Below are 20,711 nucleotides of genomic sequence, written 5' to 3' on the forward strand. Positions count from 1 at the left end.
CGGAGCGAAAGCGGAGGCCTCGAAGGAGCCCTTCAGATCGCGCTGCGGTCCCTGGAGCCCTCCTTCGAGGCCCGCTTCGCGGGCACCTCAGGATGAGGTCGCCGGGTGGAACTCACCCTCGAACCGTCACCGAGGCGCCCCATGGCCGCCAGCGCGACCCTCGCCGCAAGCCCTGCCGCCGACCCGCCCCTCGACCGCCGCCGCATGGTGGCGTTCCTGTGCATGGTGTTCGGGATGTTCATGGCGATCCTCGACATCCAGATCGTCTCGGCCTCGCTCAACGAGATCCAGGCCGGCCTCTCCGCCTCCGGCGACGAGATCCCCTGGGTGCAGACGAGCTACCTCATCGCCGAGGTCATCTCGATCCCGCTCTCGGGCACCCTGTCGCGGGTGCTCTCGACACGCTGGATGTTCTCGATCTCGGCGGCCGGCTTCACGCTGATGAGCCTGATGTGCGCCACCTCCTCGTCGATCGGCGAAATGATCGTCTGGCGCGCGCTCCAGGGCTTCATCGGTGGCGGCATGATCCCGACCGTGTTCGCTGCGGCCTTCACAATCTTCCCGCCCTCCAAGCGCTCGATCGTCTCGCCGATGATCGGCCTCGTGGCGACGCTCGCCCCCACCATCGGCCCGACCATCGGCGGCTACCTCACCGACCTGTTCTCCTGGCACTGGCTGTTCCTCATCAACATCGTGCCGGGCATCTTCGTCACGATCTCGACCTTCCTCCTGATCGATTTCGACCGGCCGAACTTCGACCTGCTCAAGTCCTTCGACTGGGCCGGGCTCGCCTTCATGGCGGGCTTCCTCGGCTGCCTCGAATACGTGCTGGAAGAGGGCCCGAACCACGACTGGCTCCAGGACGAGGCGGTGTTCGTCTGCGCACTCGTCTGCGTCGTGTCGGGCTTGGCCTTCTTCGCCCGCGTCTTCACCGCGCGCCAGCCGATCGTCGACCTGCGCGCCTTCTCGGACCGCAACTTCGCGGCCGGCTGCGTCTTCAGCTTCGTGATGGGCATCGGCCTCTACGGCCTGACCTACCTCTACCCGGTCTATCTCGCCCGCGTGCGCGGCTACTCGGCGCTGCAGATCGGCGAGACGATGTTCGTCTCAGGCCTGTGCATGTTCGCCACCGCGCCGATCGCGGGAAAGCTCTCCGCCAAGCTCGATCCGCGCATCATGATGGCGATGGGCTTCTCCGGCTTTGCCGTCGGGACCTGGATCGTCACCGGGCTGACCAAGGATTGGGACTTCTGGGAGCTGCTGTGGCCGCAGGTGCTGCGCGGCTGCTCCCTGATGCTGTGCATGATCCCGATCAACAACATCGCGCTCGGCACCCTGCCGCCGGAGCGGATGAAGAACGCGTCCGGCCTGTTCAACCTCACGCGCAACCTCGGCGGCGCGGTCGGCCTCGCCCTCATCAACACGGTGCTCAACGCGCGCTGGGACCTCCATCTCGCGCGGCTGCACGAGCGCTTCACCTGGGTCAACAGCGCCGCGCTGGAACGGCTCGATGCGATGCGGCGCCAGTTCGAGGTGTTCGGGGGCGACGCCAACGGCATGGCGCTGAAGGCGCTCAACAACACCGTGCGGACTCAGGGCTTGGTGATGAGCTTCGAGGACGTGTTCCTCGTCCTCACCGTGCTGTTCCTGGCCATGGCCTGCGGCACGCCCCTGATCCGGCGTCCGCGCACGGCGGCGCCGGCCGGCGCGGGGCATTGAGGGATTTCTTCGGGACGGCGCGCCCGGACGGGTTCGCCGTGCGAAGGAGGGTATTCGGAATGGCGTCGAAAGGTTCGTGTGTGGCCGCTCCACGGACTGAAGCGTTTTTGGCCATATGAGAGAAGAGTTCGGCGAAGCGATCAGGGAGGTTCCGGCGGATTGTTTCATCGAAAATCGCACTCAATCGCTCGCGCCTGCTGATTGCCGCGCCACGCCCGAAGAATAGATGAGGTGCATTGGCCGTCCGAAACGCCGTCGAAGCGGGCCGCGGACGGCGAAACTCTTTCGGAGCGAGGGGATCCGCCTTCATGCACGCCACTTGCGATTGCTGCGCCGAGACACGTCCGCCGCATGCCGGCCGCCGACGTCTCCTGTTCGGAGCAGCGGGCCTCCTCGCTGCGACCGCTCTGCCGAATGGTGTCGTGCGGGCTGCGGCGCCCATGGCGAAGACGTCGCTGTCTCCGGCCGACGCGCTCCGGCTGATGAAAGAAGGCAACGAGAACTTCAGGAACGAGGCGCCCTCCCTAGCAGCCAACGGGCGCGAACGCCGGCTCGAACTCGCCCGCGGCCAAGCCCCCTTCTGCGTTCTGGTGGGCTGCTCCGACAGCAGGGTCTCGCCGGAGATCCTGTTCGGCCGCGGGCTCGGCGAGCTGTTCATCGTCCGGAACGCCGGCAACACGGTCGATACGGCGGCTTTGGGCAGCATCGAGTATGCCGTCGGGGTCCTCGGCGTCCCCCTCGTCGTCGTGCTCGGCCATCAGTCCTGTGGCGCCGTCGCGGCCGCCGTCGATGTCGTCGAGAAGAACGCAACCTTCCCCGGCGTCATCGGGGAGATGGTGCAGCCCATCGTGCCGGCGGTGCTGGAGGCCAGGAGCCAGGGCGGCGACCTCCTCGAAGCGTCCGTGCGGAGCAACGCGCGCCGCGTCGCGAAACGGCTCACGACGCAGAGCTTGGTGATTCAGGACGCGCTCAAGCAGGGCAAGGTGAAGGTCGTGGGTTCCCGCTACGGCCTCTCCGACGGTCAGGTCGAGTGGATGGAAAATATCTGAGACGCCGTCCGCACCCGGCATCCCGGAGCGGTGGCTCGCACCGCGGGTATGAAGACGATCGTCTCTAGGCCGCCTTCACCCGCGCAGCGCGATCCGGGATGACGATGCGGAAGCGGGCACCGCCCGCGGTCTCGTCGAGGCAGAGGGTGCCGCCGTTGAGGCGCACCAGCTCCGAGGCGATGGCGAGGCCCAGCCCGGTGCCGCCGGCCCGGGTCGAGCCCTGAAAGGCGGCGAACAGGTTGGCCTTCGCCCGCTCGGGCACGCCGGGGCCGTTATCGCTCACGAGGATGGTGACCGAACCCGCGCCGGGCGCCCCGCTGCGGACGCCCTCGATCAGCACGCTGCCCTCCGCGGTCCGAGCCGCCGCATGGGCCTGGACCGCATTGCGCACGAGGTTGGTCAGCGCCCGCAGGAGCTGTTCGGGATCGACGTCGATCTCGAGATCCGGCGTCGCGCGCACCTCCACGCGGATGCAGGCGGCCGGCATCAGGTCGGCGAGGTCGGTCAACTCCTCGAGCAGGGGGCCGAGCGCCACCATCCGCCGCTGCGGGTTCGGCTCCGTGGCACGGCCATAGGCGAGCGTCGCCTCGCAGAAGCGGATCGCCCGGTCGAGCGTCTCGACGAGGCGCGGCGCGACGCGCTGCACCAGGGGATCGGAGACGCTTTCCAGACGGTCGCCGAGAAGCTGGGCGGTGGTCAGCAGGTTGCGTAATTCGTGGTTGATCTTGCTCACCGAGAGGCCGAGTTCGGCCAGCCGCCGCCGCTGGCGCAGCTCGCCGCCAAGCGCCACCTGCATCCGGGCAAGCGCGTTCTCCGCCTCCCCGATCTCGTCGGTGCGCGCCGTGCGCCGGGCGACCCGGTCGGTCCGCTCGGGGTCGTCGGCGAAGGCGGCGATGTCGCGGGCGAGCCGGACCACCGGCCGCACGATCGCCCGCTGGAGCACGAAGAACACGAGCCCGGCGGCCAGGGCCGCGATGATGAGGCAGGCGACGAGCAGCCGGAGCGAGAAATCGGCCAGGGCCGCCCGCAGGGGCCCCTCGTCGAGCAGAACCTCGACGGCGTCGAAGCCGTCCTGTCCGGGTCCGATCGCCCGGATCGGCGCTTCGGTGGAAAGGAACAGCGTCCGGAAGGTGCCGGCGACCGAGCCCGTCAGGCGTCGCTCGCGCAGATCGACCGTCTCGGCGACCACCGACGGCACCGGTCCGTCGGTGAGGTAGCGCCACGTCTCGCCGACCCGCACGGCGATGGCGCGGGCACCGACCCCCATGAGCAGGCGCCGGGCGGTCTCGTCGGGGACCTGCCCTTCGGGGGCGGCGTTCAGCACGAGGGCGGCGACCCGTGCCGCCGCGACGCGGTCGGAGAGCCGCGACATCCGGTAGGTCGCCACAGCCGGGACGTAGATCAGGATCTCGGCCAGGACGACGAAGGCGACCGTCAGCAGGAACAGGCGGCCGGACAGGCCGAGCCGGCCGGGCGACCGCGCGGTCGTAGCCGTTGCCTCGCTGTGCCATGGCAGGGCGGCGATCGCCGCCAGATCATTCTGCGCCATGTCCGCCGACTCGGGCTGCCGGCCGGGAAACGGAAGGCGGGGCCGTCTCAAGCATCACCCTTCGTTGTATCGTCCCATTGCGGTTCGAAGGGCGCGCCTCTGCCATCGGCTTCTCCTGTGTCGCACAAGTTGCACGACGATCCGGCGACGCGCCATTCGCTTGTGCGCAAGTCTTATGCGCGAAGCGTCCGCCGCTCAAGCCATCGACGGAGATAAACTGTCAAAAGAGCAAATCCAGCCAAGGCCGCCAGCGCGGCCACCATGCCGGGCGTGACCAGCGCGCGGAGATCGATGCCCTTCGAGCAATCCGCCCCCCCGGCCGCGAGACAGGCCGCCTTCACTTCGTCGCGGGTGGCCAGCAGGTCTTCGAGGCCGGCACCGAGACCGGCATAGATGAAGGCCCCCGGGGTGAGGCCGAGCAGGGTGGCGAGCGCGAAGGTGCGCAGCGGCACGCCGAAGGCCGCCGGGGCGAGGTTGGTGATCCAGTAGGGGAAGATCGGCAGGAGCCGCAGGATCAGGATGTAGCCGAAGCCGTCGCGGCGAAACCCGTCGGCGAAGCGGCCGACCCGCGGCCCGGCCTTGCGCCGGATCAGGTCGCCGGCGGCGTAGCGCCCGACCGAGAACACGATCGCCGCCCCCGTCGTGGACGAGGCGATGGCGATCAGGGCCCCCGTCACGGGGCCGAACAGCAGCCCGGCCAGCACGGTCAGCACCAGCGTCGCCGGCAGGGAGACCACCACCGAGCCGACATAGGCGAGGCAGGCCAGCGCGATCGCCCGCACCCGGTCCTCGGCGATGAGCCCCTGAAGCCAGACCCGCGACTCGGAGAGCCGGTCGAGATCGAGGAAGCGGGCCCCGCCCGAGGCGAGGATGCCGACGGAGAGCAGGGCCAGCGCCAGGAGCGGGAGCCAGCGCAGCCAGGGCCTGCGCGGCCCCGGCGGCCCGGCCGCAGGATCCGGCCGGATCGCCGCGTCGTCGCGCCGGTCCTTCGGACGATCGCCCTCCCCGCCCCCTGGCGTCATCGGCCTGCCTCCGCCGGACGGATGTCGCGTGTCCGTCCTCAGCCGCGCTTGCGCATGCGCAGGATCTTGAAGAAGCCGCCGGGGAAGGTCGGCGCGAGGCCGACGACCTCGACGCCGTTGCGCTGGGCCCAGGCCTCGATCCGGGTCGCCTTGAAGTCCGAGGACCAGCCGATCTTGGTGCAGAGCGGCGCGACGATCTCCTCGACCCGCGCCACCGGCCCGTTCGACTGGCCGAAATGGTTGGCGAGCACGATGCCGCCGCCGGGGCGCACCACGCGCAGGAACTCGGAGAGCGCGGCTTCCGGGTTCGGCACCAGTGTGATGAGGAACTGCGCCACCACGGCGTCGAAGCTCGCATCGGCGTAGCCGAGGCGGCACACATCCATGACCTGGAGGCCCTTCACATGGGTCAGCCCCTTGCGGCGGACCTTGCCGCGGGCGCGCTTGAGCATGTCCTCGGAGAGATCGACGCCGCAGACGAAGCTGTCGCGGGGATAGTAGCCGAGCGACAGGCCGGTGCCGACGCCGGCCTCCAGCACCCGCGGCCCGTGCGCGACGGCGGCCTCGACGGCGGCGCGGGCGGCCGGCTCGGTGAGCTTGTCGTAGACGACATCGTAGACCGGCGCCCAGCGGGCATAGGCCTTGCGCATCAGCTCGGTGGTGGGCCCGGCCTCGGGCGCCCGCTCGCTCAGCATCTCACTGTCACCCTCTTCATTATGTCCGGCCTCAAGCGCCGGGCAGCCGCCTGCGCGGCTTTGTCTCTCGCTATTTCGTTCCGCATCGTCCCTTCCCGAAAGCCGGCAACCACCTTTCGGGACGATGCTTGAGCCCCCTTGGCATGGCCGAGGCCGCTTCGCGGGCGCTCTTCGCGCCTGTCGAGCGGTGCGACCGCTCGAAGCGCGATCGCGGGGTCTGGGAAAACCGAAATCCGCCCGGCGCGAAGCAACCCCATCAGGCGGCCTCGGCGGCGCCTGCCTGCAACGCGCCGATGCGCCGGATGGTGCCGCCGCCGAGCACCTGCGCGCGCGGGTCGTCATCGGCGTAGATCACGCAGGCCTGGCCCGGTGAGACCCCGTCCTCGGGGACGAGCAGTTCGACCTCGGCGCAGGCCTCGGCCGCGTTCCACGACAGGCGCGCGGGCCGCGGCTCGCGGGTCGAGCGCACGCGCACGGCCACGGGCCGCTCCACGATGTCCTCCGGCGTGCCGTCGCCGAGCCAGTTGAGATCGGTGAGCCGAATGCGGCGGGTGGCGAGCGCGGCGCGCGGGCCGACCACGACGCGGGCGGTCTCGGGCTCCAGCCGCACCACGTAGAGCGGTTCGCCGGCCGAGAGCTTGAGGCCGCGGCGCTGGCCCACCGTGTAATGGATGATGCCCTCGTGCTCGCCGAGGCGCCGGCCGTCGAGATCGACGATCTCGCCGGGGCGGGTCGCCTCCGGCCGAAGCTTGGCGATCACGTCGGCATAGCCGCCCTGGGGCACGAAGCAGATGTCCTGGCTGTCGGCCTTGTCGGCGACGGCGAGGCCCAGTTCCCGTGCCAAGGCACGGGTCTCGTCCTTGGGTCGCTCGCCCAGGGGAAAGCGCAGATAGGCGAGCTGTTCCGGGGTCGTGGCGTAGAGGAAGTAGCTCTGGTCGCGGGCCGGATCGAGGGCGCGGTAGAGTGCGCGTCCGCCCTCCGGCCGCGCCCGGCTCGCCACGTAATGGCCCGTCGCCAAAGCCTCGGCCCCGAGCTCGCGGGCGAGGCCGAGCAGGTCGCGGAACTTCACCGAGCGGTTGCACTCGACGCAGGGGATCGGCGTCTCGCCCGAGAGGTAGCTCTCGGCGAAGCGGTCGATCACCGATTCCCGGAAGCGGTCCTCGTAGTCGAGGACGTAATGGGGAATGCCGAGCGTCTCGGCCACTGCCCGCGCATCATGGATGTCGCGGCCGGCGCAGCAGGCCCCCTTGCGATGGGTCGCCGCGCCGTGATCGTAGAGCTGGAGCGTGACGCCGACGACGTCGTAGCCCTCGCGCTTCAGTAGGCCGGCCACGACCGACGAATCGACGCCGCCCGACATGGCAACGACGACGCGCGTCTCGTGCGGGGGCTTCGGGAGATCCAGCGAGTTCATGGCCGGTGATGGGGCCGGGTGCCGGCCGTTGGCGGAGCCTTCGGGCGCGCGCCGGACCGTGGGGTCCGGGCGCATGTCCGGTGTCTATAGCGATCCCGGCCCCGACTTTCCAGGGATGGGGACGACGAGAGCCGGTTCAAAGCCCGGATCGTGGCCCCGAGCGGCCGGCAAATCCTGCCGAGAGGCCGGCAGATCCCGCCGGGCCGACGCGAGGCGGCCTTCACCGCCAAAATGTTTCTTGTTCTTTATCAGCAACTTGCCCGTCATCGGGAGATGGTGCGCGGCTTGCTCTGGTCTCCTCCGGCTTCGGCGACGAAGGAGAGGGACGGCATCGTGGTTTCGCGCGCAGATCTGGCGGAGGCGTTTTTCAGGCAGACCCTGCGGCCCGCCTCGTCCGCGGCGCGGGGGGCCGAGGGCACGGCGCGGTTCAGCCTGGAAGCCGCGGAGCAGCGGCCGGCGGCACCGGCCCGGCCCGCATCCCGCCGCGACGACACCGCCTCCGCCCGCAGCGATGCCATCAGGGCGGATAGGATAGACGCGGCGAGAACAGAGAAAGCCAAGATCGGGGCTGCCAGAACGGGGACGGCCAAAAGCGACAGGGCGAAAAGCGACAGGACCGACGTCAACAAGGCCGAGAGCGGGCCGTCCGGGGCTTCGCAGGAAAGCCGCGCCCAGGCTGCCTCGGCCCGCAGCAAGCCGCTCGCGGCAAGGACGGGACGCGACGGCGCGGAGGCCGCCTCCGCCCGAAATCCGGGCGCCGCGAAGACCGCGAATTCCGCCGCGCAGCGGCCGGAACGCCCGGCCGCCGATGGCGCGGAACCGGCCCAGGAAGCCGCTGCGGAAGAGGTCGCTGCCAAAGAAGCCGGTGCCGCAGTGGTGTCCGAGGACGAGGCACGGGAGCGGGACGAGATCGATCCTGCATCGCCGGAGGCCGCCGCTCCCACCCCCCTCCTTGCCCCGCCCCCCGCTCCGGCGGCAGCGCCGACGAATGCGGCGGGTGTGTCCGCGGGCGAGGGCGGGCTCGACGCGAATCAGCCCGTCACGGGCCTGCCCGGCGAGGCGACGGCAACCGGTCACGCCGCGAAGGCCGGCACGGGGGATGCCTCCGTCTCCGCCGCCGCGGGCATGACCGGCTTCGAGGCAGCGCTCACCGAGGCGCAGGCGCCGACCGCCTCCCCCGTTCCGGCTCCCGCCGGCCCTACAACCGCGCTCACCCCGCCCGGCGGCGTCGGCGCCGCGCAGGGCCCGCAGGCAGCCCAGGCCGCGGACGCCGCGGCGGCGCCCCAGCCGGCGACGCCGCCGATCCCCCTGGGCGCCGTGCCGATGACGATCGGGCTGCGCTCGCTCTCGGGCATGAACCGCTTCGCGATCCGCCTCGACCCGGTCGAACTCGGCCGCATCGACGTGTCGCTCGATCTCGACAAGGCGGGCGGCAAGGCGCGGGCACATCTCGTGGTGGACCGTCCCGAGACCCTGGCCCTGCTCCAGCGCGATGCGGGCTCCCTGCAGCAGGCGCTGGCGCAGGCGGGCTTCGACGTCGGCGCCGAGGCGGGCGGGGGCGGGATCGACCTGTCCCTGCGCGGCGAGACCGGGTCCCAGGGCGGCCGGGACGGCGAATCCGCGTCCCGCGACCGCTCCGACGGCGGGCCCGGTGGGCCGGGCGGACGGGACGCCCGCCCCTCCCCGCTCGACGCCATTCCCCTGCGGCAGCTCCGTGCCGTCGGCAATCTCGACATCCGGATTTAGGACGACGCCATGGCCGCCGGCATCACGAGCAATACGAGCAGCACCAGCATCACCGGCGCGAGTGCCGCCTCGACCACCGACACGAAGTCGATCGCGGGCAACTTCACACAGTTCCTGACGCTGCTCACCACGCAGCTCAAGAATCAGAATCCGCTCGATCCGCTCGACACCAACCAGTTCACCCAGCAGCTCGTGCAATTCGCGGGCGTCGAGCAGCAGCTCAAGACCAATTCCTCGCTCGACACGATCCTGACCAACTCCAAGGCGGCATCGGCCTCGTCCGCCTCCGGCCTGATCGGCCGGACGATCACCGCGGACGGCGCCACCACCGATCTGACGAACGGCAAGGCGACCTGGACGCTGACCCCGGACCGGGCCGCCGCCAGGGCCGTCATCACCCTCAAGGCCAGCGACGGCACCGTGGTGGCCACCAAGACCACGACGCTCAAGGCCGGCGCGCAACCCTTCGAATGGGACGGCACCGGGACCTCGGGCCTCTCGGCCAAGGACGGGCGCTACACGATCACCGTGGATGCCCTCGACACGACGGGGACGAAGGTGGCCGTCGACACCAAGGTTTCGGGCGTCGTGGACGGCGTCGACCTCAGCGGCTCCGAACCCGTGCTGACGATCGGCAAGGCCCGGGTGCCGGCCTCGAGCGTGAAAACCCTTTCTGCGCCAACCGCTTGATGCGCTGCAGCATCGATGGATCCGGAATTGTCCACATCTGCGCACAACAATCGAATCGCATTCGAGCGGCCGACTTCAAGAACTTTTAAGCGGGTGCAAGTAGCTTCCCTCTCGACAGGTCAGTCGAGTGTAGAGCGTATCATGACCGAAACACCCCGGCCCCGCGTGAAGTATGTGATTGGGCCCGACGGCAGCCCCCTGACGATCGCCGATCTTCCCCCCATCACCACCCGTCGCTGGGTCATCCGCCGAAAGGCCGAGGTCGTGGCCGCGGTGCGCGGCGGCCTGCTCAGCCTGGAGGAGGCCTGCCAACGCTACACCCTGACCACGGAAGAATTTTTGAGCTGGCAGTACTCCATCGACCAGCACGGACTCGCCGGCCTGCGCACCACGCGCATCCAGCACTACCGTCACTGAAATCAACCAGTTCGACCCGTACGTTGCGCATGACCTGTTCGCGCAACGCATGAGGAGCCGCCTCCGGAGCACCGGAGCGGCTCTCGTCGTTTTCGGGCCCCGCGCAGCGTCCGCTCCCCTCGCCTCGGCGCCCTCCGCGGCGGCATTGGTAAAGGACACTGCTCCGGCGTTAACGCCTCGCTAACCACGCACCGGGCAATTCTTGCCGGGCGACCGCGCATCCCTCGCGGCCGCACCGCTGTGCGCAGGCGTGCCCGTCCGTGAAACCCATCCTCGATCTGGTGACGAAGCTCGGGCCCGCGCGCATCGCCGCGATGGCGGCCGTGACGCTGACGCTGGTCGGCTTCTTCGCCTTCGTGATCCTGCGGGTCTCACGGCCCGATATGGGCGTGCTGTTCTCCGACCTGTCGCTGCAGGATTCCTCGTCCGTGATCCGCGAACTCGACGCGCGCGGCATCACCTACGAGACCAAGGGTGAGATGGGCCAGACCGTGCTCGCTCCCCGCGCCGACCTCGCCAAGCTGCGCATGGACTTCGCCGGCAAGGGCCTGCCGTCCCAAGGGGGCATCGGCTACGAGATCTTCGACAAGGGCGACGCCTTCTCCTCCACGAGCTTCGTCCAGAACGTGAACCACCTGCGGGCGATGGAGGGCGAACTCGCCCGCTCGATCCGCGCCATCGGCCGGGTCCAGGCGGCGCGCGTCCACCTCGTCATCCCCGAGCGCCGCCTGTTCGAGCGCGACCGCGAGGCGCCCTCGGCCGCCATCGTCGTCAAGCTGATGGGCGACCTCGACGCCAGCCAGGTGCGCGCGATCCGGCATCTCGCCGCCTCCGCGGTCGAGGGCCTGAAGCCGGAGCGGGTCTCGATCGTCGACGAGCGCGGGCGGCTGCTCGCCGACGGCGCCCGCGGCGCGGAAGCCGACGGGGCGGGCGCCCTGGAGGAGCGGCAGGCCGGCATCGAGCGGCGGATGCGCTCGCAGATCGAGGAGATCGTGGCCGGCATCGTTGGCCAGGGCCGCGCCCGGGTGCAGGTCACCGCCGAACTCGACCTCAACCGGGTCGAGAGCCGCTCGGAGAGCTTCGACCCGGAGAGCCGCGTCGTCCGCTCGACCCAGACGCGCTCCGAGAACTCGCTCACCGGCGGGGCGGAGGGGCAGGTCACCGTCGGCAACGAATTGCCGGGCGCCAACCAGAACCAGCCCGCGCCGCAGCAGAAGGATTCCTCGCAGAAGAACGAGGAGACGACGAACTACGAGATCTCCCGCGTCACCAAGGTCGAGACCCTGGAGGGCGGCCGTCTCAAGCGTCTGTCGGTGGCGGTGCTGGTCGATGGCGTCTACGCGCCCGGCGCCGACGGCAAGCCCGCCTACCAGCCGCGCTCCGATGCCGAAATCGCGCGCATCACGGCGCTGGTGCGCACCGCGGTCGGCTACGACAAGGTCCGCGGCGATCAGGTCGAGGTGGTCAACCTGCGCTTTGCCGAGACCCCCACCGCCGCGGAATTTTCCGAGCCCGGCCTGATCCAGTCCTTCCTGAGCCCGACCAAGGAGGAGGTGATGCGCCTCGTCGAGCTCACGGTGCTGAGCCTGCTCACCCTGGTCGTGCTGATGGCGGTGGTGCGTCCGCTCCTGCGCCGCGTGCTCGAATCCGATGCGCCGATGGCGCTCGCCGGACCGGCCGGTGCGCTCGCGCTGGCCGGGGCGGCGGGCGGCGAGGCGCCGGTCGAGATCGCGGTCCGCGAGAACAGTACCAACAAGTTCCTCGAGTCGGCCAAGATCAACGGCCAGATCCAGGCCGAAACGGTCGAGCGCGTGGTCGACATGGTGCGGGCGAGCCCGACCGAGACGGTCGAAGTGCTGCGCAACTGGATCCACGATTCCTGATGGACGCTGACACCAGGCAGAACCGGAAGAGAGGAGGGAATTCGTGTCCGCGGGCGTAAACTTCAACGCTGCCATGGAGAGCCTCGATGCGTCGAAGGCGTTCGCCGAGATGCCGGGCCCGCAGCGCGCCGCCGCCCTCCTGCTGCTACTCGGCGAGGAGGAGGGTGCGCCGATCTGGCAGCGCCTCGACGAGGACGAGATCAAGCTCGTCAGCCAGCGCCATGGTGCAGCTCGGCTCGCTGGAGGCCGCCACCGTCGAGCGGCTGATCGTCGATTTCGTCTCGCGGCTGTCCTCGGGCGGCGGCATCACCTCGAACTTCGAGCGCACCGAGTCGCTGCTGCTCAAGATCTTCCCGCCCGAGCAGGTCTCGTCGATCATGGCGGAGATCAAGGGCGCCTCCGGAAAGCGCGTCTGGGCGAGCCTGACCCAGATCGACCCCGAGATCCTCGCGAACTTCCTGCGCAACGAGTACCCGCAGACGGTCGCCGTCGTACTGTCGAAGGTGCGGGCCGACTACGCCGCCAAGGTGCTCACCATCCTGCCGGAGGAGTTCGCCATCGACGTGCTCAACCGGATGCTGCGCATGGAGACCGTCCAGAAGGAGGCCCTGCGCCACATCGAGGAAACGCTGCGCACGGAGTTCGTCTCGACCATCGCCCAGACCACGCGGCGCGACGCGCACGAACTCATGGCCGAGGTGTTCAACGCCTTCGACCGGCAGACCGAGACCCGCTTCCTCGCGGCGATCGACCAGGCCAATCGCGGCTCGGCCAAGAAGATCCGCCAGCTCATGTTCACCTTCGAGGATCTCCTGAAGCTCGATCCGGGCTCGGTCCAGACCCTGATGCGCAAGGTCGACAACGACACCCTGTGCCGCGCGCTCAAGGGCGCCGACGAGCGGGTGCGCGCCTTCTTCATGCGCCAGATGTCGACCCGCGCGGCCAAGAACCTCACCGACGAGATGGGCTCGATGGGCCCGATCCGCCTCAAGGAGGTCGATGAGGCGCAGGCCAAGATGACGGAGCTGGCCAAGGAACTGGCCGAGAAGGGCGAGATCATGATCGCCAAGAACGGCGGCGAGGAGGAGTTGGTCTATTGAGCACGCGCGCCTCCCGCCCCTTCCTGTTCGACACCGATTTCGGCCGCCCGCGCGGGCCCTCCGCCGCCGACGCGGAGGCCTCGGCCCGCGCGGAGGCCGAACGGGCCGCCATCGAGGCGGCCGCCTATGCCCGCGGCCTGCAGGACGGCCGGGCCGAGGCCGCGCTCCAGGAACAGGCCCGGCTCGCCGACGCGCTGACCCGGGTCGGGCTCGCCGCAGCCGGCCTCCTCAACCAGTCCGATGCCCGCGACGGCGAGCGCGAGGCGCAGGCGCTGGCCTTCGCGGCCGCACTCGCTCGGCGGATCGCGGGCGAGGCCCTCGATGCGCGCCCGCTGGCGACGGTGGAGGAGGCGGCCCGCTCGGCGCTGCGGCACCTGCGCGGCGTGCCCCACCTCGTGCTGCGGGTGAACGAAGGCCTCGTCGATGACGCGGAGACGCTGATGCGGCGCCTGTCGCGCGAGAACGGCTTCGAGGGCCGCCTCGTGGTGCTGGGCGAACCCGACATGGCGCCGGGCGATGCCCGGCTCGAATGGGCCGACGGCGGCGTCGTGCGCGAGCGCGCCCGCATCGAGGCCGCGGTCGAGGCCGCCCTTTCCCCCAATTTCGCCAGCGCAGAGGCCTGAGCCCGATGTCGAGCGACGATTTCAGCCTGCCCCAGCTCAACGAGGGCGACCTGCCCTACGACGAGGGCGGCCCCGGTTCCGTCCGCGACGCGCCGACGAGCCCGAAGAATGCGGCGGACCTCGAACAGGTCTTCGACGTGCCGGTGGTGGTCTCGGCGGTGCTGGGCTCCTCGCGCATGCCGATCGGCGACCTCCTGCGGCTCGGCCCCGGCGCCGTGCTCGAACTCGACCGCAAGGTCGGCGAGGCCATCGACATCTTCGTCAACAACCGCCTCGTCGCCCGCGGCGAGGTCGTGCTGGTCGAGGAGCGCCTCGGCGTCACCATGACCGAGATCATCAAGAACGATCACTGACCCTTTGGTGTGTCGATCCCGGCCTGCGGGTCGGGATCGACACGTCCGGCGGACGGCCGCCGCCCCGCCTTCGCGGGGGCCGGCCCGCGGTGAGAGATCATCGCGGGCCGGGACGGCCATCCGAATCGGATGAATTTTCGGAGACACCACGCCATGCGGCTGCTCATCGTCGGACGGCTCTCGAGCGAACTCGTCACCGCCTCGAAGATCGCCATGAACCGGGGCGCCTCGGTCACCCACGCCGACGGGATCGACCAAGGGCTCGCGACCCTGCGCGCCAAGGGCGGCGACCTCGTCATGGTCGATGTCGGCCTCGACATCCGCCGGCTGGTGCAGGCCCTGTCCGACGAGCGCATCCGCACGCCGGTGGTGGCTTGCGGCATCGCCTCCGACGCCCGCGCCGCGGTGGCGGCGATCCAGGCGGGCGCCAAGGAGTACATCCCCCTCCCCCCCGATCCCGAATTGATCGCCGCGGTCCTAGAGGCCGTGGCGGCGGACGCCCGCAGTTTCATCTGGCGCGATCCGTCCATGGAGCGCGTGGTGCGGCTCGCCGAGCAGGTCGCCCGCTCGGAAGCCTCCGTGCTCATCACCGGCGAGAGCGGCACCGGCAAGGAGGTGCTGGCCCGCCACGTCCACGCCAACGTCGAACCGGGCGGGCCGTCCGTTCGTCTCGGTCAACTGCGCGGCGATCCCCGAAGCCCTGCTCGAATCCGAGCTGTTCGGCCACGAGAAGGGCGCCTTCACCGGTGCGGTCGCCCGGCGCATCGGCCGGTTCGAGGAGGCCAATGGCGGCACGCTGCTCCTCGACGAAATCTCCGAGATGGACGTGCGGCTGCAATCCAAGCTGCTGCGCGCGCTGCAGGAGCGGGTGATCGACCGGGTCGGCGGAGCCGCCCCCGTCAAGGTGGATATCCGCGTGCTCGCCACCTCCAACCGCAACCTCGCCGACGAGGTGAAGAAGGGCACGTTCCGCGAGGATCTGTACTACCGCCTCAACGTCGTGCATCTGCGCCTGCCCGCTTTGCGCGAGCGGCTGGCCGACATCCTCGAACTCACCGCCCATTTCGCCCGCAAATACGCGGAGCTGAACGGGCTGCCGCTGCGTCCGCTGGCCCGCGAGGCGCAGGCTCTGGTCGCCCGCAACCCCTGGCCCGGCAACGTGCGCGAGTTGGAGAACACGATCCACCGCGCGGTGCTCCTGGCGCAGGGGGCCGAGATCGGTCCGGAGGCGATCCTGAGCCCGGAGGGCGAATCGCTCGCGGCACCGACGGCGGCCTCCGGCCCGGTCGAGCGGGCGGCGAGCGCGGCGGAAGCGGCCACCCGCGGTCTCGTCGGACGCACCGTGGCGGATGTCGAGCGCGACCTGATCCTCGACACCCTCGACCATTGCCTCGGCAACCGCACCCACGCGGCACGCATCCTCGGCATCTCGATCCGGACGCTGCGCAACAAGCTCAACGAGTATGTCGAGGCGGGCGTGAAGGTGGCCGAGCCCGGCGGCGTCCGGGCCATGGCAGCCTATGGCTGAGCTCGGCGGCGTCGAAAGACGCCGGGCCGATTCTACGGAGTCAGCACGGTCGGAGCGGTGACGGCAGGCAGCACCGCCACACAGCGCATCCGCGCGACCATTCTCTCGCTCCAAGGCCCCAGTTGCCCGGCGAGGTGGAAGGAAATCGCAGCGACGAGCAAGCCCGCGACGCAGTCGCAGGCATAGTGTGCACCATGTGTCACGGCCGAAACCGTCATCACGGCGTTCAAGAGGAGCACGACCCAGCGCAAGCGCTGCAACGGCCAGATCGCAGCCGTCACAAGGTAGGCCACAGCGCAGTGAAGTGACGGAAAGGAGATCAGCGGCCCGACCTCGTTCAGAGGCAGGGCGCGCATCGTGCCGTCACGCAACGCATGCAGATCCACGAGCGGCGTCGCGCCCTGGAAGAGCAGATGCGCCTCGTCCGGCCCGAGGAGGCCTGCCGCGCCCTCTGCCGGCAACACGGCGCTGATGATTGTCGTCATCGTCACGCAGAGGATGAAGGACGCTACGAAACGATCGGAGCGACGCACTTCGCCCAGAGCCGCGAGAAGGACGGGCGTAAGGCCGAGTTGCGGGAAGAATGTCTCGTAGGCTCGACTCAGGATCTCCATCAAAGCCCGTCGCTCGACCATGGAGGTCTGGAACGTCAGCCAATCAAAGCCGAAGGCGCGATCAATTCCGATGAACCAGTCGTCGCGCAGCGGCAGGCCGAAGGCTTGAACGCCGTAGGCGAGAGCGCTGGTCGTGGGTAGCTGTATGATCAAGACGGCCAGCAGGGCGAGTACCGCGCCGAAGCGACGGCGAGAGATCGGGCGGGTGTTGAAGTAGACAGCTCCAGCAAGCATCGAGAGCGGAGCTAGCCATTGCACAACGGAGGTGTGAAGCCAGACGTCCGTCAGACTCTGAACGCACATGGCAGCTGCAACCGACAGGAGCAGCAGGCCGTAGGTCGATGGTGACGGGCCGGCGGCATCCGCCGCCCTGGTCGGAAAGGTGCGCAGGAAAGGCATGGAACGCTCGCTCGCAGGAGGCCGAAGCTTCCCGCATGAGCTGTTTCCATCAAATGAAGACAACCTGACCGTTTATGGCGTTTCCGAAGGCCACCCCTCCTCGGGATGGCCGCTTGGCCGTGTCCGTGTGTGACACGCGGGAGACGTAGCTTGCCGTCTTCCACGCGACTGCCGGCGAGCAACCGGCCCCCTCACGGCTTCTCGGCGAACTGCGCCTCGTACTCGGCGTTCTGCGCCGCGCGCGCCTGCTCGATCTTGCGCAGGGTGAGGAAGCGGACGATGTCGAACTCGACGTCGCGGATCGTCTCCTCGATCAGGTGGCGCTGGAGCAGGATGCGAGGATCGTCACCGGCCAGGCCCTCGCGGTCCTGGAGACGCTGCACCGCTTGGCGAACCACGGTGTAGACCTGATCGCGCTCCTCCCGACTCATGGACGGACTGACGGCGCGCGCGATGAGATCGGTGAAATCCGCCATGGAAACCGTTCGATGAAAGCCGTTCGCTGAAAGTCGTTTGTCTGGCGCCGCTTAGAGTGCATTCCGACGGAGGGGAAGCCGGTCCGTCGAAAGAATGCGGGTTCGATCAAAGGCCTGGAGACGCCGGCCTGATGCAATGGGGTCGGATACGGCTCTAGAGCCGGTTGTCGTTGACCGCTGCGGTCACAAGAGAGACCGAACTCCACAGGACGGTGAAGCAGAACAGGGCCGCGAACAGGGCGTAGAAGGGGGCCGGGTATTCCGAATAGGTCGGCAGCAGGGGCGGCACGAAGGTCGCCAGATAGATCTGCTGCTTGGCCGCCGCGACCCGAGCGCGGTCGAGGATCATCTGCATCGAGGCGTTGAGCTTCTCCGCCACCGTCTGCTCCACCATCAGGCCCTCGTATTCGAGCAGGGCCTGGGTGAGGTTGTGCTCGGAATTCGAGACGATGCCGTCGGTGGTGAGGCGGCCCTGCAGATCCTTGATCTGCCCGTCCAGCGCGCCGAGGGTGGCCACGAGCACCTGGATGCCGCGGCTCTTCTCATCGAGCTTGGAGTCGCGCAGCACGCGCAGGTCGTTCTCCGCCTTGATCTTGTCCTTGCGCAGGAGCTCGATCGTGGTCACGGCCGCCTCGGCCGACTTCACCGGATCGATGATGCCCCAGCGGTTGCGGAACTCCTGCATCGCGACCCGCGCCTGCTTGAGCCGCTCGAACGACTGCTCGACCTCCTTCTTCGCGTTGGCGATCATGTCGCTCTGGGCGCGGCGCGAGATGCTGTTGATCAAGGTCTCGGAGCGGGCGATCACCTCCTCCGAGATCGCGACCGCGTCCTCGGGCTTGAAGGCGCGCACCTTCAGGTGGATCACGCCGGAAATCGCATCGATGTGCGGGATCACCTGCCGGCGCCAGTAGCGCACCAGCTTCTCGATCGGCTGACCCGCGCCGTAGCCGGCCCAGAAATCGATCCCGTCCTGCGAGAACATCCGTTCGAGGCCGAGCTTGGCATCGACGGCCTCCACCATCGGCCGGCTGCCGATGTAGTCGCGCAGGATGAAGCTGTCCTGGCTGTTGTGCTTCTGGATGAGGTCGCTGTGCAGGCCGAGTTCGGCGCTGGCCATCGGCTCGACGTTGCCGCGCACGGCGAACTGCGACACAACGATGTATTGCGGACTGGCGATCGCGAAGACGTAGAGGCCGACCACCGCGGTCGGCGCCAGCGCGAACAGGCAGTAACTGCGGAACAGTCGCTTGGCCATCCGCTCGGGCGGACGCGCCTGCCGCGGCCGCAGGCCGGGCAGCCGGGTCCATTCGAGGCCGCGTCGTGCCCGCTCGACCAGCGCCCGACCGGGGAAGCGGCCCTTGCCCGGGGAGACCGGCTCGATCGTCTCGGCGTTGCGCCGCAGGTCCGGCACGGAGCGCCGGGCAAGATCCATGAGCGATTGGACGCTCGGGCTCGGCCGGACCCGCGTCGCCTGCTTGACCTCGTCGTCGGAACTCATCGAATGGGGGTCCTCACGGATCCGCGGCCGGAGCACGCCCGCACGAGGGGCCTCGCGCCCGGCCACGCGCGATACGCTCGGACCAGACGCTTCGGCAAGCTCGGGGCGGCATCCTGTCTGGTGGTTCAGGTCACGTTCTTTTCGGCCCTTTTTAAGGCGCGGCGATCCGCCGGGATTGCGCCCCGGGCCGGGGGACTGCGATACCGCCCCCGAAACGGAGTGCGGCCCGAATCGAAGGGCCGGACGGGGGGACATGTGGGACGGCGGCAGGATCCGGGTGGGGCGTCCCGAAAGGACCGGGTCGAATCGGACCGGGTTGAATCGGCCCAGGTCGAGACGACGAAGGTGAAGACGGCCAAGGCGGGCTTCACGGACCTCGTGCTGGTCTGCCGCAAATGCGCCAAGCGCCAGGGCGTGGACCGCAAGCAGCTCGGCCGTGCCGTCAAGCGGGCGTTCCGGCAGGGCGCGCGCGACGCCGCCGCCGGCAAGGTCCGGGTGCTGGAGACGGGCTGTCTCGGGCCCTGCCCCAAGCGGATGCTGACGCTGGCCACACCGGAATCCCTGGCGCGCCGCCGCGTCATCCTCGTCGATCCGGCGCTCGATGCCATCGGCCCCGCGGCCCTCACCCTCGCCGCGGTGGTGCCGTCGCCGACCGCATCTGTCGTGGTGTTCACAGCGTCCGAGACGAGCCCGGCAGCCCCAGCCGATGGAGCCGGCAATGGTTGAGGCACCCGCTCGCCGTGGGGATCAGCGCGCAGATCCCTCCTCGGACCTACCCGCCGAACAGGCGCGACCGGGGCGTCTCCTGCGCGGGCTGCTGCGTCGGCTGCCGCTCGTCGGCACCCTGGTTGGGCTGGGGCTGGGCGTCTGGCTCGTCGCCACCAACGACCTTGCGGCGATCGGTGCGGCCTTCGGGCGGATCGGTCCGGCGGGGCTGGCCGCCATCGTCGGGGTGCGGGCCGTCATCGTGTTGCTGTGCGGGCTCGCCTGGGCGCGGGTGCTGCGCGGCATCCCGCCGTCGGGACGTCACGCCCATCCCGCGAAGGCCGCCGAGCCCCCGGTCGAGACCGGCGCCTTCGTGATCCTGCGCTTCGTGCGCGAGGGCGTGAACGTGCTCCTGCCGGTCGCCTCGGTGGGCGGCGAGGTCGTGGGCGGCCGCCTGCTGACCTTCTGGGGCGTCGCGGGCAGCCTCGCGGCCGCCTCGCTGCTGGCCGACATGCTGATTCAGGTCGCGACGCAGGTGGCCTTCACCGGGCTCGGCGCCGGCCTGCTCTGGCGGCTGCCGGGGGAGGCCGCCGCCGTGCTCGCATGGTGGACGACGCAGGCCGCCGTGGTGGCGGTGGCGGCGGTCGCCGCCTTCTTCGCCCTGCAGACGCTCGGCGCGGCGCGGGGGCTGGAGCGGCGCCTCGCCGCCCTCGGGCGCCGCTTCCTGCGCTCGGCGGCCCCGGAGGGGGCGAAACCGGAGGCAAGCGCGGCAGGCATCCTCTCCGTGCAGGAGGCCCTCGATGTGGTCTGGGCCCGCGAGCGCCGCGGGTCGATCGCTCAATCGGTCGCTCTGCACGCCGTGGCCTGGGGGCTCGGCGCGGCTGAGATCTGGATCGTGCTCGCCTGCATCGGGGTCGAGGTGAGCCTGACCGAGGTGTTGGTGCTGGAATCGCTCTCGCAGGCGATCAAGTCGGCGGCCTTCGCCGTCCCGAGCGGGCTCGGCGTGCAGGAGGGCGGCTTCGTCGTGGTGGGCGCCCTGTTCGGGCTCGATGCGGGCACCGCCATCGCCCTGTCGCTCGCCAAGCGCGTCCCCGACGTGGCGCTGGGCCTGCCCTCGCTGATCGTCTGGCAGACCCTGGAAGCCAAGCGGGCGCAGGTGCTGCCGCCACGCTGAGTTTCGGGTTTCGAAAGGACGAGTCCTTGTCATAAGGTCCAGGGCAGAGCCCTG

General features: G+C 69.8%; 17 protein-coding genes and 2 pseudogenes. 12 read left to right on the top strand and 7 right to left on the bottom strand.

The window, feature by feature from the left end; all coding sequences use genetic code 11:
* The first annotated feature begins 141 nt into the window (after positions 1–141).
* Together M2437_RS12295 and M2437_RS12300 are read left to right on the top strand one after the other, a co-directional pair.
* Entirely contained in the window at positions 142–1,719 is a 1,578-nt protein-coding gene (locus M2437_RS12295) for a DHA2 family efflux MFS transporter permease subunit (protein ID WP_253387572.1), read from the top strand.
* Between the two features lie 308 nt (positions 1,720–2,027).
* On the top strand, positions 2,028–2,768 hold the full coding sequence (locus M2437_RS12300; RefSeq protein ID WP_309247830.1) for a carbonic anhydrase: 741 nt from the start codon (positions 2,028–2,030) through the stop codon (positions 2,766–2,768).
* 64 nt (positions 2,769–2,832) lie between these two features.
* Here M2437_RS12300 and M2437_RS12305 read toward each other — a convergent pair whose 3' ends face one another.
* From M2437_RS12305 to mnmA, 4 genes are all read right to left on the bottom strand, one after another.
* Complete coding sequence (locus tag M2437_RS12305) at positions 2,833–4,317, bottom strand: sensor histidine kinase (protein ID WP_253387574.1); 1,485 nt, start codon at positions 4,315–4,317, stop codon at positions 2,833–2,835.
* 173 nt (positions 4,318–4,490) lie between these two features.
* Complete coding sequence (locus tag M2437_RS12310) at positions 4,491–5,339, bottom strand: TVP38/TMEM64 family protein (protein ID WP_076642165.1); 849 nt, start codon at positions 5,337–5,339, stop codon at positions 4,491–4,493.
* A gap of 38 nt (positions 5,340–5,377) precedes the next feature.
* A complete protein-coding gene (locus M2437_RS12315; protein WP_003606502.1) occupies positions 5,378–6,034 on the bottom strand; it encodes a class I SAM-dependent methyltransferase in 657 nt (218 codons plus the stop codon).
* A 256-nt stretch (positions 6,035–6,290) separates the two neighbouring features.
* Entirely contained in the window at positions 6,291–7,448 is a 1,158-nt protein-coding gene (gene mnmA, locus M2437_RS12320) for a tRNA 2-thiouridine(34) synthase MnmA (RefSeq protein ID WP_253389621.1), read from the bottom strand.
* Between the two features lie 333 nt (positions 7,449–7,781).
* Between mnmA and M2437_RS12325 the strand changes: the two genes are divergently transcribed.
* From M2437_RS12325 to flbD, 8 genes and pseudogenes are all read left to right on the top strand, one after another.
* Positions 7,782–9,194 (top strand): flagellar hook-length control protein FliK, encoded by a 1,413-nt coding sequence (locus M2437_RS12325; RefSeq protein ID WP_253387575.1) that lies wholly within the window; start codon positions 7,782–7,784, stop codon positions 9,192–9,194.
* A gap of 9 nt (positions 9,195–9,203) precedes the next feature.
* Positions 9,204–9,884, top strand: coding sequence for a flagellar hook assembly protein FlgD (locus M2437_RS12330; protein ID WP_012255238.1), 681 nt, complete (start codon positions 9,204–9,206; stop codon positions 9,882–9,884).
* Between the two features lie 141 nt (positions 9,885–10,025).
* Positions 10,026–10,301, top strand: a complete 276-nt coding sequence (gene sciP, locus M2437_RS12335; protein ID WP_003607245.1) for a CtrA inhibitor SciP — start codon at positions 10,026–10,028, stop codon at positions 10,299–10,301.
* A 260-nt stretch (positions 10,302–10,561) separates the two neighbouring features.
* Positions 10,562–12,184 carry a flagellar basal-body MS-ring/collar protein FliF gene (gene fliF, locus M2437_RS12340; protein WP_015952294.1) on the top strand — a complete coding sequence of 541 codons (1,623 nt, stop codon included), beginning with the start codon at positions 10,562–10,564 and terminating at the stop codon, positions 12,182–12,184.
* Positions 12,185–12,257: 73 nt separating this feature from the next.
* Positions 12,258–13,284: pseudogene (gene fliG / locus M2437_RS12345) on the top strand (flagellar motor switch protein FliG).
* The gene (locus M2437_RS12350) at positions 13,281–13,907 is read left to right on the top strand and encodes a FliH/SctL family protein (protein ID WP_012255235.1); all 627 of its coding nucleotides are present in this window, start codon (positions 13,281–13,283) and stop codon (positions 13,905–13,907) included. Before fliG ends, M2437_RS12350 begins: the two are co-directional and overlap by 4 nt.
* Positions 13,908–13,912: 5 nt before the next feature.
* A complete protein-coding gene (fliN, locus tag M2437_RS12355; protein ID WP_003605979.1) occupies positions 13,913–14,260 on the top strand; it encodes a flagellar motor switch protein FliN in 348 nt (115 codons plus the stop codon).
* Between the two features lie 153 nt (positions 14,261–14,413).
* Positions 14,414–15,788: pseudogene (gene flbD, locus M2437_RS12360) on the top strand (sigma-54-dependent transcriptional regulator FlbD).
* A gap of 32 nt (positions 15,789–15,820) precedes the next feature.
* On the opposite strand, the gene M2437_RS12365 reads toward flbD, so the two are convergent.
* The 3 genes from M2437_RS12365 to M2437_RS12375 all read right to left on the bottom strand — a co-directional run bounded on the left by M2437_RS12365 (position 15,821) and on the right by M2437_RS12375 (position 18,778).
* Positions 15,821–16,801 carry a phosphatase PAP2 family protein gene (locus M2437_RS12365; RefSeq protein ID WP_253387576.1) on the bottom strand — a complete coding sequence of 327 codons (981 nt, stop codon included), beginning with the start codon at positions 16,799–16,801 and terminating at the stop codon, positions 15,821–15,823.
* A gap of 191 nt (positions 16,802–16,992) precedes the next feature.
* Positions 16,993–17,277 (bottom strand): hypothetical protein, encoded by a 285-nt coding sequence (locus M2437_RS12370; protein ID WP_012255232.1) that lies wholly within the window; start codon positions 17,275–17,277, stop codon positions 16,993–16,995.
* Positions 17,278–17,431: 154 nt separating this feature from the next.
* Positions 17,432–18,778, bottom strand: coding sequence for a KpsE/RkpR family capsule polysaccharide export protein (locus tag M2437_RS12375; RefSeq protein ID WP_003605985.1), 1,347 nt, complete (start codon positions 18,776–18,778; stop codon positions 17,432–17,434).
* Between the two features lie 255 nt (positions 18,779–19,033).
* Between M2437_RS12375 and M2437_RS12380 the strand changes: the two genes are divergently transcribed.
* Both M2437_RS12380 and M2437_RS12385 read left to right on the top strand, forming a co-directional pair.
* Positions 19,034–19,504, top strand: coding sequence for a hypothetical protein (locus tag M2437_RS12380; protein ID WP_309247831.1), 471 nt, complete (start codon positions 19,034–19,036; stop codon positions 19,502–19,504).
* Positions 19,497–20,657 (top strand): lysylphosphatidylglycerol synthase domain-containing protein, encoded by a 1,161-nt coding sequence (locus M2437_RS12385; protein ID WP_253387578.1) that lies wholly within the window; start codon positions 19,497–19,499, stop codon positions 20,655–20,657. The genes M2437_RS12380 and M2437_RS12385 overlap by 8 nt, the downstream gene beginning before the upstream one ends.
* Positions 20,658–20,711: the final 54 nt, after the last annotated feature.

Origin of the sequence: Methylorubrum pseudosasae (assembly GCF_029504475.1) — a bacterium.
Taxonomy (GTDB): Bacteria; Pseudomonadota; Alphaproteobacteria; order Rhizobiales; family Beijerinckiaceae; genus Methylobacterium; species Methylobacterium extorquens.